A 12,230-nucleotide genomic window follows, 5' to 3' on the forward strand; every position below is an offset into this window, starting at 1 on the left:
GACGACGGCGGTGACGGACCCCCGCGGGCCCGTCACCGCCGTCGTTGTTTCTGTGAGGGACGTCTCAACGGAAGTCCATGACCGCTATGGCATATTTGAGGAATGGCGAATTTCAAGCAGTCCACCAAGCTTCATAATGTCCTCTACGACATCCGTGGACCGATTCTTCAGGCCGCCCAGCAGATGGAGGCGGAGGGTCACCGGATCCTCAAACTGAACATCGGAAACCCGGCACCGTTTGGTTTTGAAGCGCCTGACGCCATTTTGGTGGACATGATCCGCCACCTCCCCAACGCCCAGGGATACAGTGACTCCCGCGGCATCTTCTCGGCCCGAACGGCCGTGTCCCAGTATTACCAGACCCGCGGTATCCAGAACATCCACGTTGACGACATCTACCTTGGCAACGGCGTCAGCGAGCTCATCACCATGTCCCTCATGGCGCTGCTCGAAGACGGCGACGAGGTCCTGATTCCCACCCCGGACTACCCCCTGTGGACGGCTTCTGTTGCCCTGGCCGGCGGGCGGCCCGTCCACTACCTCACCGACGAGGAATCCGGGTGGCAGCCCGACCTTGAGGACATGGAAGCCAAGATTACGCCGCGCACCAAGGGCATCGTGGTCATTAACCCGAACAACCCCACGGGAGCGGTCTATCCGGAAGAAACGCTGAAGAAGATCGTGGCTTTGGCCGAGAAACACGGCCTGGTGATCTTCGCGGACGAGATCTACGAAAAGATCCTGTACGAAGACGCCGTCCACGTGAACCTCGCCGGCCTGACGGGCGACGACGTGCTGTGCCTGACGTTCAGCGGCCTGTCCAAGGCTTATCGCGTCTGCGGCTACCGGGCTGGCTGGATGGCCATTTCCGGGCCGAAGAAGGATGCCGCGGATTACCTCGAAGGCATCAACCTGCTGGCTAACATGCGCCTGTGCGCCAACGTGCCTGCCCAGCACGCCATCCAAACGGCACTGGGCGGCTACCAGAGCATCAACGACCTCATCCTTCCCGGCGGTCGGCTCCTGGAGCAGCGGAACAAGGCTTACGACCTCCTGAACGCCATTCCCGGCGTCAGCACCCAGCAGGCCAGGGGAGCGCTTTATCTGTTCCCCAAGTTGGATCCGGAGGTCTTCCACATCCGGGACGATGAGAAGTTCGTCCTGGATCTCCTGAGGGAGCAGAAGATTCTTGTTTCGCACGGCAGGGCCTTCAACTGGGTACGTCCGGACCACTTCCGCATGGTTACCCTGCCCAACGTCAAGGACATCGAAGAGGCGATCGGGCGCATGGCGGACTTCCTGTCGAGGTACCCGGGCAACTAGCCTGAGTTCCATGCTGCGCCGCCGGGGCGCCGCCCGGCAGGAAGGCAAGCCATGGTCGCTGCGGTTGAGTTCGCCAAGAGTCCAGCAGAAGTCTTGAGGGTGGATTCGGGATTCGCACTTGCGGGTGTGGATCCCGAATCGACGCCGGGCTATTCAGGCAACAAGGTGGACGGCAAGGCCTTGCTCGGCGCGCAGGATGCCAGGTTGACCGAACTCCAGGAGCAATTGTTTGCGTCGGGAAAGTTCGGCAGTCCCAAGCGGTTGCTGTTGATCCTCCAGGCCATGGACACAGCGGGCAAGGGCGGGGCTGTCAGCCACGTTGTGGGTGCCATGGACCCGCAAGGCGTCCACCTGACGGCCTTCAAGGCACCCACCGAGGAAGAGAAAGCCCACGATTTCCTGTGGCGGATCGAGAAGCAGGTTCCGGCTGCAGGCATGGTGGGTGTCTTCGACCGCTCCCATTACGAGGATGTCCTCATCCACCGGGTGCATGGATGGGCAGACGCCGAGGAACTGGAGCGGCGGTATTCAGCCATCAATGACTTCGAGGCGCGGCTGGCCGAGCAGGGAACCACCATTGTCAAAGTCATGCTGAACATCAGCAAGGACGAACAGAAAAGACGCCTCATCGCGAGGTTGGACGATCCGAGCAAGCACTGGAAGTACAGTCGCGGCGACCTCACCGAGCGGGCCTTCTGGGACGACTACATGGACGCCTACAGCGTCGCCTTCGAGAAAACATCCACTGACGTCGCCCCGTGGCACGTGGTTCCGGCCAACAAGAAGTGGTACGCGCGCATCGCTGTTCAGGAATTGTTGCTGGAGGCCCTCCGCGGGATGTCCCTGGACTGGCCCAAAGCGGAGTTTGACGTTGCCGCCGAACGCGCCTTGGTGGTCGAGTCCTGAGCTGTCCCTCGGTTTGCGTGCGGGTTGCCGCGTGGCGTCCGGTGAGCCGTTTCTTCCTGTCAGTAGCGGCTTAGCCGTCGGGCGCGCGCAGTAGCGGGTTGCCCGTCGGTCGAGGGGCAGCACCCGGTTACTGGCCCGCCCCGGAATCCGTATTTGCTTCGCGGGCCGTTGCGAGGCGCTTGCGGGCGCCTTCCAGCCAGTCTTCACAGCGTTTGGCAAGCGCTTCGCCGCGTTCCCACAGGGCGAGTGACTCTTCCAGGCTTGCGCCGCCGGCCTCGAGGCGGCCCACGACGGCCACCAATTGTTCTCGGGCTTCTTCATAGCTCAGGGCATCGAGCGACTCGGAGGCGAGTGCGGGGTTTTCGGTCATGGGTTTCCTTTGGCTGTCCCGGCCGCTTGGGCCGGTTGGTGGTCTGAATGACGCCGTCGTTGGTGTCCTGGGATCATCGCCCGGCGATCTGGCCTTGCCCCACGGACGTTGCCCGGAAGCGTCCTTCCGCAACCCGGATGGCCAAAGCCGTTCCTTCCGGTGTCTGTTCCGGGCTGCTGACCACGGTGTGGCCAGCCTGGTCCTCGCCCACGATCTGCACCACCGCATAGCCGCGGTCCAGTGTTTTTTGCGGGGACAAGGCACGTACTTGCGCGCGTAGGTGATGCACCTGGTCGAGGGCCCGCAGCACAGCTGTATTCACGGCAGAGTGCGACCTTTGCCGTAACCTGGCAACGTCCTCGGCGCGCACTGCCACGAGGGTGTCCGGCGTGGCCAAAACCGGCCTCGACCTCAGGGCGTGCAGCCGGTCCGTTTCCCTGTCCACCATCCTCCCTATGCTGCGGCGCAGGTGGTCACGGGCCTGCCGGACCGCCGCGAGCTCTTCGGAGACGTCCGGAACGATCCTCTTGGCTGCATCCGTTGGCGTCGAGGCGCGGAGGTCGGCAACGTCATCAAGGATCGGCCGGTCGGCTTCGTGGCCGATGGCACTGACCACCGGGGTTGTAGCGGCGGCCACGGCCCTGATCAGGTCCTCGTTGCTGAAAGGCAGGAGGTCCTCGAGGGCACCGCCGCCGCGGGCGAGGACGATGACATCCACGTGCGGATCAGCATCCAGCTTTTTGAGGGCGCCAATGATTTGCGAGACCGCGGTGTTGCCTTGGACTGCCACCTCGCGGACGTCGAATTCGACGGCGGGCCAACGCAGCGCTGCGTTGCGCAGGACGTCCTTCTTGGCGTCCGAATCGCGGCCGGTGATCAATCCAATGCGGTGGGGGAGCAGGGGCAGCTTCCGCTTTCTCGAATCGGCGAAAAGCCCTTCCGCCGCCAAGGCCTGCCGGAGCCTCTCAATCCGGGCCAGGAGGTCGCCCAAGCCCACCGGCCTGATGTCCTTCACCGACATGTTGAGGCGCCCGGTCTTCACCCAGAAATCGGCTTTCACCAGGGCCACTACGCGTGAGCCGCGTTCCAGCGGAGTCCGTTGTCGGTCCAGCACCGTGGACCACACCGAAGCTGGCAACGAGATCTCCGCGTCGACGTCACGAAGCGTCAGGAACGCGTTGCCACCGCGGCGGTTCATTTCGATGACCTGGCCCTCGATCCATGCGGCCGGTGCACGTTCGATGTGGGCCTTGAGCTTCCGCGACAACAATTGCAGGGGCCACGGGTTGTCCGGGCTGGTCTCGGCGGCTGTCGCAGGCAGTGTCGATTCAGGGCTGGCTTCAGCTGACATGGGTGATCCGTGCTTTTTCCTGCATGTGCCTGTCCTCGGTAGCCTTGCGCCCGCCGGTTACGGGGCTGCTTTCCAACTCTATCCATAGCCGCAGCCGCCGGGTCCCATATTTTCCCCTGTATGTGGACAGTCCTAGGATGGTTGGACAGCCCCCTAGCACCGAGGTAGACCTTGCGTACTTTTGTCTCAGCAGTGGGAGTGATCCTCGCTTTGCTGCTCACAGCCGTGGCCGTGCCTGCAGCATGGGTTGATGCGAATGTGGTCAAGGAAGACGGTTTTGTCCGTATGGCCGGTGCCTTGGGCAAGGACCCCGACTTTCAGAACCGCCTGACCGGCGCGGCCGTGAGTACCTTCGAGTCCTCCGTGCAACTGCCCGAGCCGGTCCGCAACCTGGCAGGCGACGCCCTCAAAGGCGCTGCGAACGGCATGCAATCGTGGAGCGACTATCCGCAGGCCTGGGAAGAAACGGTCCGGAACAGCCACCGCCTCAATTTTGGCGGCCAAACCGAAGAATCAGGTTCTCCCACTGCTTTGCTCCTGGATATTGCGCCGCTGGTCCGGCTCATCAGGGACCACTTCGCCTCGTCCACCGGCATCACCCTGGACGTCCCGGCTGAGAGCGTGGTGACGTTGGGGCAACCGTCGCAGCGGCAGATCGTGGAGCGTGTGTCCGCCTTCGTCCCGTTGTGGTGGGTTGCCGCTTTGGGCGCCGCGGTGTCGGTTCTGCTCGCGCTGGCTGCGGCACGCAGGCGCGCGCTGGTTTTCGTCTTCCTGGGACTTGGCGGGCTGGCTCTGGCTGCCCTCTGGAGCACGACGGCGGACCTCGCCGTCAATTCGGTCCAGAACCTTTCCAGCGGCAACAGTGTGGCGGAGTTGTTCAAACAGGAGTTCCTGGAGTCGTCGCGGTCCGGCTTTGGCCAATGGATAATCGTGGATGTTTGGGTCTCGGCTGCCGTCCTGGCACTGGGATTCCTTGGGTGGTTGGTATCCGGGAGACGGCGGTCACCTTCGGCAAACCGGGCCACCGCTGCCCGGTAGCATGGAAGGATGACCAGCACAGCAGTCTCCATTCCGATGCCCACGGTTCCCCGCAGACGTCGATCCCCTGAAGAGGTACTGGCGGCTGCTCCTGTGAACGGGACCAAGAAGGTCCTCCTGGCTGCCCCGCGTGGATACTGCGCCGGCGTCGACCGTGCCGTCATCGCGGTCGAAAAGGCCTTGGAGCATTACGGACCTCCGGTCTACGTCCGCAAACAGATTGTCCACAACGTCCATGTGGTCTCCTCACTTGAGGAAAAGGGCGCCATCTTCGTCGATGAGACGGACGAGGTCCCCGAGGGTGCCCTGGTGATCTTCTCTGCCCACGGAGTTTCACCTGCCGTGGTGCAGTCCGCTGAGGATCGGGGCCTGCGCACCATCGACGCCACCTGCCCGTTGGTGACCAAGGTTCACCGCGAAGCCGTGCGTTTCGCGAAGGAAGACTACGACATTCTGCTCATCGGCCACGACGGCCACGAGGAAGTAGAAGGTACGGCCGGTGAAGCCCCGGACCATATCCAGATCATTAACGGCCCGCATGAAGTGGGCAAGGTAACGGTCCGCAACCCTGAGAAGACCATCTGGCTTTCCCAGACCACCCTGAGCGTTGACGAGACCATGGAAACCGTGCGCATGCTCAAGGAACGGTTCCCCACGCTCCAGGATCCGCCCAGCGACGATATTTGCTACGCAACCACCAACCGCCAGGTAGCCATCAAGAAGATCGCTCCGCAGGCCGACCTCGTGATCGTGGTGGGATCGGCCAACTCATCGAACTCCGTCCGCTTGGTCGAAGTTGCCCTGGAATACGGTGCAAAGACGTCGTACCGCGTGGACTTCGCCAATGAGGTGGATGAAAGCTGGTTCGAAGGCGTTGCCACCGTCGGCGTCACATCCGGCGCTTCGGTGCCGGAGGTTCTCGTCCAGGAAGTGCTGCGGCTGCTCGCAGACTACGGCTACGGCGAGGTCCAGGAAGTGGTGACAGCCGAAGAGGACCTTCTCTTCTCCCTGCCGAAGGAACTCCGCGCCACCCTGAAGCAGGCCGGCGACGTGAGCCGGGCGCTTGGCGGGCGCGGAAACCGCCCTACGTCCTAGAGGGATTCAAGAACTGGTCCCGGCCGGGTAACTGTCACATGAGTGAGAGTCACCCGGCCGGGCCGTTTCTTTTGTCGGCACTATGGCTGAAGAAGGGGAATTGGCTGCATTGCCAGCCCTCCGCCCACCGCCTGGCCACGTGCTCCCTTAAGCGGCCGACTCGCGGTCGTGGTCCGTTTCGTCCCGGGACTCCACGGCCAGGAGTTCCGGTGCGGCGAGGGAGCGCGGCACGGCCTCCACCGACGGCGGGGCGACAAGTCCGGCGTCATCCATGGTGTTGAGTTTGCGGGCCGTGGGCAGAACCCGGGCCTCCAGAGTTCCCACCAGCGCGTTGTAGCGATCAACGGACGTCTTGAGGGAACTGCCCAGTTTCCCGACATTTTCACCCAGGGTGCCCATGCGTTCGTAGAGCTGCTTGGCGAGATCGAAGAGTTCGTGGGCGCTGTCCGTGAGGACGTCCTGCCGCCAGGTGAAGGCCACGGATTTCAGGACCGCGAGAAGCGTTCCCGGCGACGCCAGGACCACGTTCCTGGACAGGGCGTGCTCCAACAAGGCCGGGTCCGTTTCCAAGGCCGACGCCAGGATCGACTCGGCGGGGAGGAAGCAGATGACCAGTTCGGGGGAGTTGCCGGGGATGTCCCAGTACTTCTTCGAAGCGAGGGCATCAATGTGGGCCTTGAGTGCCTTGGCGTGCTGGGCAAGGAGCACTTTGGGATCTTGGTTGGCTGAAGGCGTGACGGACTCACCAAGGGCACCCTCGCCGTGGAGCTGCTCCTGCGCTGCCAGATATGAGGCCAAGGGCACCTTGGCATCCACCACCAACTGCTTGCCACCGGGAAGCTGGACCACAAGGTCCGGACGCAGGGTGTTGTCGCTGCGTGCGGAATGCACCTGCTCATGGAAGTCCACGTGGCGCAACATGCCCGAGGCCTCAACAACCCGGCGAAGCTGGACTTCGCCCCACTGACCGCGGGCACTGTTGGAGCGCAGTGCGGAGGCCAAGGCGTGCGTCGACCTGAGGAGCTGCTCATCGGAGAGCCGGGCGTCCTGCAGTTGCTGCGCCAATTGCCCGTACTGTTCCACGCGGTCGCGTTCCAGGAGCGAAACCTGCTGCTGGACTGCGGTCAGCTTCTCGGCGACCGGGGCAAGGGCGCGCAGGACGCTGCCGTCCGAATTCCGCGCCTCGCTCAGTTCCCGGTTCTGTGCGAACAAAAGCCGGCGTTCGGCGTCGGCGGCCGCAAACTGGGCTGTCACGTCCGAAAGGCGGGACGAAACGGCGTCGAAGTCAGCTTCCAGTCCGGCGCCCCGGCGCTGGAAGACCACGTACCCGATGCCAAGTCCGACGGCCGCTCCGATCAGCAGCATGAGCAGGGCCAGAACCAATCCAAATCCATCCATGCAGTAACCCTGTCACAGGGGTACGACAGTTTTAGCGCGGCCTCGCGTGTGACCCTTCGGTGCCGGTTTCAACAAGCAAGTCTGCGGACGTTCCGGGTAGAATCAATCCTCGTGGCTCTTACTATTGGCATCGTCGGACTGCCCAACGTCGGCAAATCAACCCTTTTCAACGCACTGACCCGCAACCAGGTGCTTGCTGCGAACTATCCCTTCGCAACCATCGAACCGAATGTCGGCGTCGTGAACCTGCCGGACCCCCGCCTTGCGAAGCTGGCCGAGATCTTCGGGTCGCAGCGGCTACTGCCGGCCCCGGTGTCCTTTGTGGACATTGCCGGAATCGTCAAGGGCGCATCCGAAGGTGAAGGCCTGGGCAACAAATTCCTTGCCAATATCCGTGAAGCCGAGGCGATCGCCCAGGTTGTGCGCGTCTTTGACGACCCCGATGTCATCCACGTTGACGGCAAAGTCGACCCGCGCTCCGACATGGAGACCATCAACACCGAACTGATCCTGGCTGACCTCCAGACGATCGAAAACGCGATCCCGCGCATCGAAAAAGAAGTCAAGATCAAGAAGCGCGAAGCCGCTGAGCTCGCAGCCATCAAGGCAGCCCAAGCCGTACTGGAGCGCGGCGACACCATCTTCTCGTCGATCAAGAGCGACAAGCTGGAGATGGGACACCTCAAAGAGCTGGGCCTCCTGACGGCCAAGCCCTTCATCTACGTCTTCAACGCCGACGAAGGTATCCTCGGCGACCCCGCCAAGCAGGATGAGCTGCGCGAACTCGTTGCCCCCGCCGATGCCGTATTCCTCGATGCCAAGCTTGAGGCCGACCTCGTCGAATTGGACGAGGAAGAGGCCCGCGAAATGCTGGAGATGAACGGGCAGAGCGAATCCGGGCTGGACCAGTTGGCCCGCGTCGGTTTCCACACCCTTGGCCTGCAGACCTACCTGACTGCCGGCCCCAAGGAAACCCGTGCCTGGACCATCCGCCAAGGTGATACCGCTCCTCAAGCAGCCGGCGTGATCCACTCCGACTTCCAGCGGGGCTTCATCAAGGCCGAAGTTGTGTCCTTCGACGACCTCATCGATGCCGGCTCCATGGCTGAGGCCAAGTCGCGCGGCAAGGTCCGCATCGAAGGCAAGGAATATGTCATGGCCGACGGCGACGTGGTGGAGTTCCGCTTCAACGTCTAGTTTCACGAGCCAACATGGCCCCGGTTCAAGCTGAGCACCTCAGCTTGGATCGGGGCTTCCTTTTTCCGGAAAGAGAATTGTTTCACTGAGTTGTCCACATAGCGCAATGGAACGCCTCTCAGCAGCCAGCTACTTGGCAATACTGGGCAAATGGGAATCAGATACTACGCATTTGCCTTCGACGGAGACATGACTGATCGGGTACTCGCCGACCCCAGAAGTGTTATGTCATCGGATCCACTCGCAGATGCTTGGGGGTTCGATTCAGGAGCCGAGGTCGGTTTTCCCACTTTCGAACAATCCATACCTGAGCGCGACATGCTCTACTTGGACAAGGCATGGAGGGAACTGCAGGCTTTCACCGCCCCCTCTACGGCAAGAGCGGATGCAAGACCGGCCTTTCGCATGTTCGAGGGCGAGGTAACCATGCATTATGACGGCTGGGATTCATGGATTCGGGTGCTGCCACCGATGGATGTGCCGGCAATCGCCCAAGACTTGGGCGACGTCACCGACGCAGAGTTTGGAAACTGGTTGCAGGGTTTCCCGCGTTTCCAGAGGGACTCGAACGTCTCCTACGCCGTTGACTACCTGCAGCGGGCTCGGGCTTTCGTCAATGATCTGGCGGCCTCCGGACGCGGCTTTGTTTACCTTATCGGTTAGCCGGGGACGACGGCATATCACGCGATATCATGGCAGTATGGGCAATGCCGTGAGGGAACTCCGGGAGGCTGCCGGTATCAGCCAGGGTGAGTTGGCCCGGCGCTCCGGAGTGGCGCAGCCAAACATTGCGGCCTACGAATCGGGCCGCCGCAAGGCATCCAGGGGGATGCTGGATCGTCTTCGTGCCGCTGCGCGGCCCTTGCCGCACGTGGTCCTTGCCTTGCGGGCACAGGAGCTACGTGAATTGGCAGGCCGTTACGGATTCAGCAACGTTCGCGTCTTTGGGTCGGCCGCACGTGGATCCGATGGTCCGGGGAGTGACCTGGACATCCTGGTGACTCGTCCGGAGGGCATCGGACTGTTGACTGTGGCCGCGTTCGCCGCCGCGGCGAGTGAATTGCTGGGAGTCGAGGTCGATGTCGTGACGGACGGCGGCCTGCGTGCAGATCACGAAATCCTGACGACGGCGGTCGCAGTGTGAATCAACGGGACGCTGCCGCGCTGAACGAGATACGTCGACTCTGCCGTGTCGGAGCCGATCTGGTTGCCCGAGGGCATCGTTGGTACACCTCCGATCCGGATAACGTTCCAGGTCTCGCGGCGGAGTCCCTGATCATCAAGATAGGGGAGAACGTGGCCCGGATCAGCGCGGAAACCGCCATGAAGCATCCCGAGGTGTCGTGGTCACTTATCAAACGCATGAGGGATAGCCTGGCCCATCACCATGAAGGAACCGACTATGAGGCCGTCTGGGACACCCTGGTGATTGACCTGCCCGCAATTGGCAGAAACCTCGAGTCTCCGGACGGCGCCTAGTGCAAGGCCCCGGTCCAGCTGAGAGATCAGCAGGACCGGGGCTCCTTTTTGCCCAAAAACAGTCCTGTCCTGCTGTCAGACAGCGAATATTACCACCGAGTAGCCTTTGACTTGAAATCCCCGGCAAATTAGGCAAGCAGAGGTTGCGGAACGGTTACAGTTTGGCCGGTTTGTTCCAACATCCGGACGCAATGTGGGTAGGCTTACACTCACATGTAGGCAACGTCACAGTAGGAATCTGTGCCCGCGCCTGGGGGAAATCACGAAACTTCCCCTGCTCAACTCCACGACTCATAGGAGGCGGAATGCGTTTCTCGCGCACTTCCAAAGCTCTAGGCGTAGCGGCGATCGTCGCCCTCGCCATGACCGCTTGCGGTGGCGGCACGGGCGGCAATACGAACAGCTCGGCCGCTGGCGACCCCAACAAGGTCATCACTGCTTACAGCAACGAACCGCAGAACCCGCTGCTCCCGGCGAACACCAATGAGGTGTACGGTGGCCGCGTCGTCGAGCTGCTGTTCGAAGGCCTGCGTTCCTACGACGCCAACGGCAAGCCGGTCAACGCGCTGGCGGAGTCCATCGATACCACGGACTCCCAGAACTGGACCATTAAGGTCAAGTCCGGCGCCAAGTTCACCAACGGCGAGCCCATCACGGCCAAGACGTTCGTTGACTCCTGGAACTTTGCTGCGCTGAGCACCAACCTCCAGAACAATGGCTTCTTCTTCGAATCCATTGAAGGCTACGCCGATGTCAGTGCCGTCAACGAGACCACGGGCGCTGATGGCAAGAAGACTTCCACCCCGGCTCCGACTGCGCAGACCATGTCCGGTCTGGCAGCCAAGGACGATCAGACCATCACGGTCAAGCTGTCCCAGCCGGAAGCTGACTGGTCGCTGCGTCTTGGTTACTCCGCGTTCTACCCCCTGCCCTCCGAGGCGCTGAAGGACTCCAAGAAATTCGGCGAGAACCCCGTAGGCAACGGCCCGTACAAGTTCGAGAAGGAAGGCGCCTGGGTCCACGACCAGTCCATCTCCCTGGTCAAGAACCCCGACTACACGGGTCCGCGCACTGCCAAGAACGGCGGCGTGACGTTCAAGTTCTACACCGACCCGGGCCCCGCATACACGGACCTTCAGGCCGACAACCTTGACGTGACCGACGTCCTGCCGTCGAACGCCCTGAAGACCTACACCACTGACTTCCAGGACCGTAACTCCACCAAGCCGGTGGCAAACAACTCCACCCTGAACATCCCGGGCTACAATCCGAACTTCCAGGGTGAAGCAGGCCTGCTCCGCCGTCAGGCCCTGTCCCACGCCATCAACCGTGACGAAATCACCAAGGTGATCTTCAACGGCACCCGCACCCCGGCCACCGAATTCACGGCTCCGGTGCTTGACGGCTACAACGACAACATCCCGGGCAGCGATGTCCTGAAGTTCGACGCCCAGAAGGCCAAGGACCTGTGGGCCCAGGCTGAAAAGATCAAGCCTTACGATGCCTCCAAGCCGCTCCAGATTGCTTCCAACACTGACGGTGGCAACAAGGAATGGATCGACGCCGTCGCCAACGGTTTCAAGAACAACCTCGGTATCCAGGCCGAAATCCAGCCGTTTGCCAAGTTTGCTGAGGTCCTCGACCTGCGCAAGTCCCAGTCCCTCCCGGGCCTGACCCGTGCCGGCTGGCAGGGCGACTACCCGTCGCTCTACAACTTCCTTGGCCCGGTTTGGGCAACCAACGCTTCCTCCAACTACGAGAAGTACTCGAACCCGGAGTTCGACAAGCTGCTCAAGGAGGGCCTGGCTGCAAAGACGCCTGAGGACGCTAACGCCAAGTTCAACCAGGCACAGGAGATCCTCTTCAAGGACCTCCCAGGCCTGCCGCTGTGGTACCAGAACCGCCCGATCGTGTGGAGCAACAACGTTGTGAAGGCCGAGACCGGCTGGAACGGCGGCATCCTCTACTACAACATCGAGGCCAAGTAATCCTCAGGATCTGAACTTGCCGTGAGGCATTGGGGGCCCGGCCATGGCGCCGGGCCCCCAATTGCTTGCCTCGGCAGGAAGGCAA

At 62.1% G+C, this 12,230-nt stretch carries 12 protein-coding genes; 9 read left to right on the plus strand and 3 right to left on the minus strand.

Annotated elements, in window-relative coordinates; genetic code table 11:
* Positions 1-102 precede the first annotated feature (102 nt).
* Together ACIQTZ_RS00670 and ACIQTZ_RS00675 are read left to right on the plus strand one after the other, a co-directional pair.
* Positions 103-1,323 (plus strand): pyridoxal phosphate-dependent aminotransferase, encoded by a 1,221-nt coding sequence (locus tag ACIQTZ_RS00670; protein ID WP_397322146.1) that lies wholly within the window; start codon positions 103-105, stop codon positions 1,321-1,323.
* Positions 1,324-1,374: 51 nt separating this feature from the next.
* Positions 1,375-2,229 (plus strand): polyphosphate kinase 2 family protein, encoded by an 855-nt coding sequence (locus tag ACIQTZ_RS00675; RefSeq protein ID WP_402976651.1) that lies wholly within the window; start codon positions 1,375-1,377, stop codon positions 2,227-2,229.
* 127 nt (positions 2,230-2,356) lie between these two features.
* Here the strand turns inward: ACIQTZ_RS00675 and ACIQTZ_RS00680 are convergent, their stop codons facing one another.
* Both ACIQTZ_RS00680 and xseA read right to left on the minus strand, forming a co-directional pair.
* Positions 2,357-2,599, minus strand: a complete 243-nt coding sequence (locus ACIQTZ_RS00680) for an exodeoxyribonuclease VII small subunit (RefSeq protein ID WP_402976654.1) — start codon at positions 2,597-2,599, stop codon at positions 2,357-2,359.
* A 73-nt stretch (positions 2,600-2,672) separates the two neighbouring features.
* Positions 2,673-3,950 (minus strand): exodeoxyribonuclease VII large subunit, encoded by a 1,278-nt coding sequence (xseA, locus tag ACIQTZ_RS00685; protein ID WP_402976657.1) that lies wholly within the window; start codon positions 3,948-3,950, stop codon positions 2,673-2,675.
* Positions 3,951-4,121: 171 nt separating this feature from the next.
* On the opposite strand from xseA, the gene ACIQTZ_RS00690 reads away from it, so the two are divergent.
* Positions 4,122-4,988, plus strand: coding sequence for a hypothetical protein (locus ACIQTZ_RS00690; RefSeq protein ID WP_402944411.1), 867 nt, complete (start codon positions 4,122-4,124; stop codon positions 4,986-4,988).
* Positions 4,989-4,997: 9 nt separating this feature from the next.
* Positions 4,998-6,083 carry a 4-hydroxy-3-methylbut-2-enyl diphosphate reductase gene (locus tag ACIQTZ_RS00695; protein WP_400329404.1) on the plus strand — a complete coding sequence of 362 codons (1,086 nt, stop codon included), beginning with the start codon at positions 4,998-5,000 and terminating at the stop codon, positions 6,081-6,083.
* 147 nt (positions 6,084-6,230) lie between these two features.
* Here ACIQTZ_RS00695 and ACIQTZ_RS00700 read toward each other — a convergent pair whose 3' ends face one another.
* Entirely contained in the window at positions 6,231-7,481 is a 1,251-nt protein-coding gene (locus ACIQTZ_RS00700) for a DNA recombination protein RmuC (RefSeq protein WP_402976660.1), read from the minus strand.
* Between the two features lie 111 nt (positions 7,482-7,592).
* On the opposite strand from ACIQTZ_RS00700, the gene ychF reads away from it, so the two are divergent.
* The 5 genes from ychF to ACIQTZ_RS00725 all read left to right on the plus strand — a co-directional run bounded on the left by ychF (position 7,593) and on the right by ACIQTZ_RS00725 (position 12,145).
* Positions 7,593-8,678, plus strand: a complete 1,086-nt coding sequence (gene ychF / locus ACIQTZ_RS00705; RefSeq protein WP_400329410.1) for a redox-regulated ATPase YchF — start codon at positions 7,593-7,595, stop codon at positions 8,676-8,678.
* Positions 8,679-8,828: 150 nt separating this feature from the next.
* Complete coding sequence (locus ACIQTZ_RS00710) at positions 8,829-9,341, plus strand: hypothetical protein (protein WP_402976663.1); 513 nt, start codon at positions 8,829-8,831, stop codon at positions 9,339-9,341.
* 37 nt (positions 9,342-9,378) lie between these two features.
* A complete protein-coding gene (locus tag ACIQTZ_RS00715) occupies positions 9,379-9,822 on the plus strand; it encodes a nucleotidyltransferase domain-containing protein (RefSeq protein ID WP_402944403.1) in 444 nt (147 codons plus the stop codon).
* Complete coding sequence (locus tag ACIQTZ_RS00720; protein ID WP_402976666.1) at positions 9,819-10,157, plus strand: DUF86 domain-containing protein; 339 nt, start codon at positions 9,819-9,821, stop codon at positions 10,155-10,157. Before ACIQTZ_RS00715 ends, ACIQTZ_RS00720 begins: the two co-directional genes overlap by 4 nt.
* Before the next feature lie 305 nt (positions 10,158-10,462).
* Complete coding sequence (locus ACIQTZ_RS00725; protein WP_402944398.1) at positions 10,463-12,145, plus strand: ABC transporter substrate-binding protein; 1,683 nt, start codon at positions 10,463-10,465, stop codon at positions 12,143-12,145.
* Positions 12,146-12,230: the final 85 nt, after the last annotated feature.

This window comes from Paenarthrobacter sp. NPDC090520 (genome assembly GCF_044769205.1).
In the GTDB taxonomy this organism is placed as follows: domain Bacteria; phylum Actinomycetota; class Actinomycetes; order Actinomycetales; family Micrococcaceae; genus Arthrobacter.

Excerpts from the sequence above, each read along its gene's own strand:
- ACIQTZ_RS00670 (WP_397322146.1), top strand. The coding sequence starts at position 103 with ATGGCGAATTTCAAGCAGTCCACCAAGCTTCATAATGTCCTCTACGAC.
- ACIQTZ_RS00715 (WP_402944403.1), top strand. The coding sequence starts at position 9,379 with ATGGGCAATGCCGTGAGGGAACTCCGGGAGGCTGCCGGTATCAGCCAG.
- ACIQTZ_RS00695 (WP_400329404.1), top strand. The coding sequence starts at position 4,998 with ATGACCAGCACAGCAGTCTCCATTCCGATGCCCACGGTTCCCCGCAGA.
- ACIQTZ_RS00680 (WP_402976654.1), bottom strand. The coding sequence starts at position 2,599 with ATGACCGAAAACCCCGCACTCGCCTCCGAGTCGCTCGATGCCCTGAGC.
- xseA (WP_402976657.1), bottom strand. The coding sequence starts at position 3,950 with ATGTCAGCTGAAGCCAGCCCTGAATCGACACTGCCTGCGACAGCCGCC.
- ACIQTZ_RS00725 (WP_402944398.1), top strand. The coding sequence starts at position 10,463 with ATGCGTTTCTCGCGCACTTCCAAAGCTCTAGGCGTAGCGGCGATCGTC.
- ACIQTZ_RS00710 (WP_402976663.1), top strand. The coding sequence starts at position 8,829 with ATGGGAATCAGATACTACGCATTTGCCTTCGACGGAGACATGACTGAT.
- ACIQTZ_RS00675 (WP_402976651.1), top strand. The coding sequence starts at position 1,375 with ATGGTCGCTGCGGTTGAGTTCGCCAAGAGTCCAGCAGAAGTCTTGAGG.
- ACIQTZ_RS00700 (WP_402976660.1), bottom strand. The coding sequence starts at position 7,481 with ATGGATGGATTTGGATTGGTTCTGGCCCTGCTCATGCTGCTGATCGGA.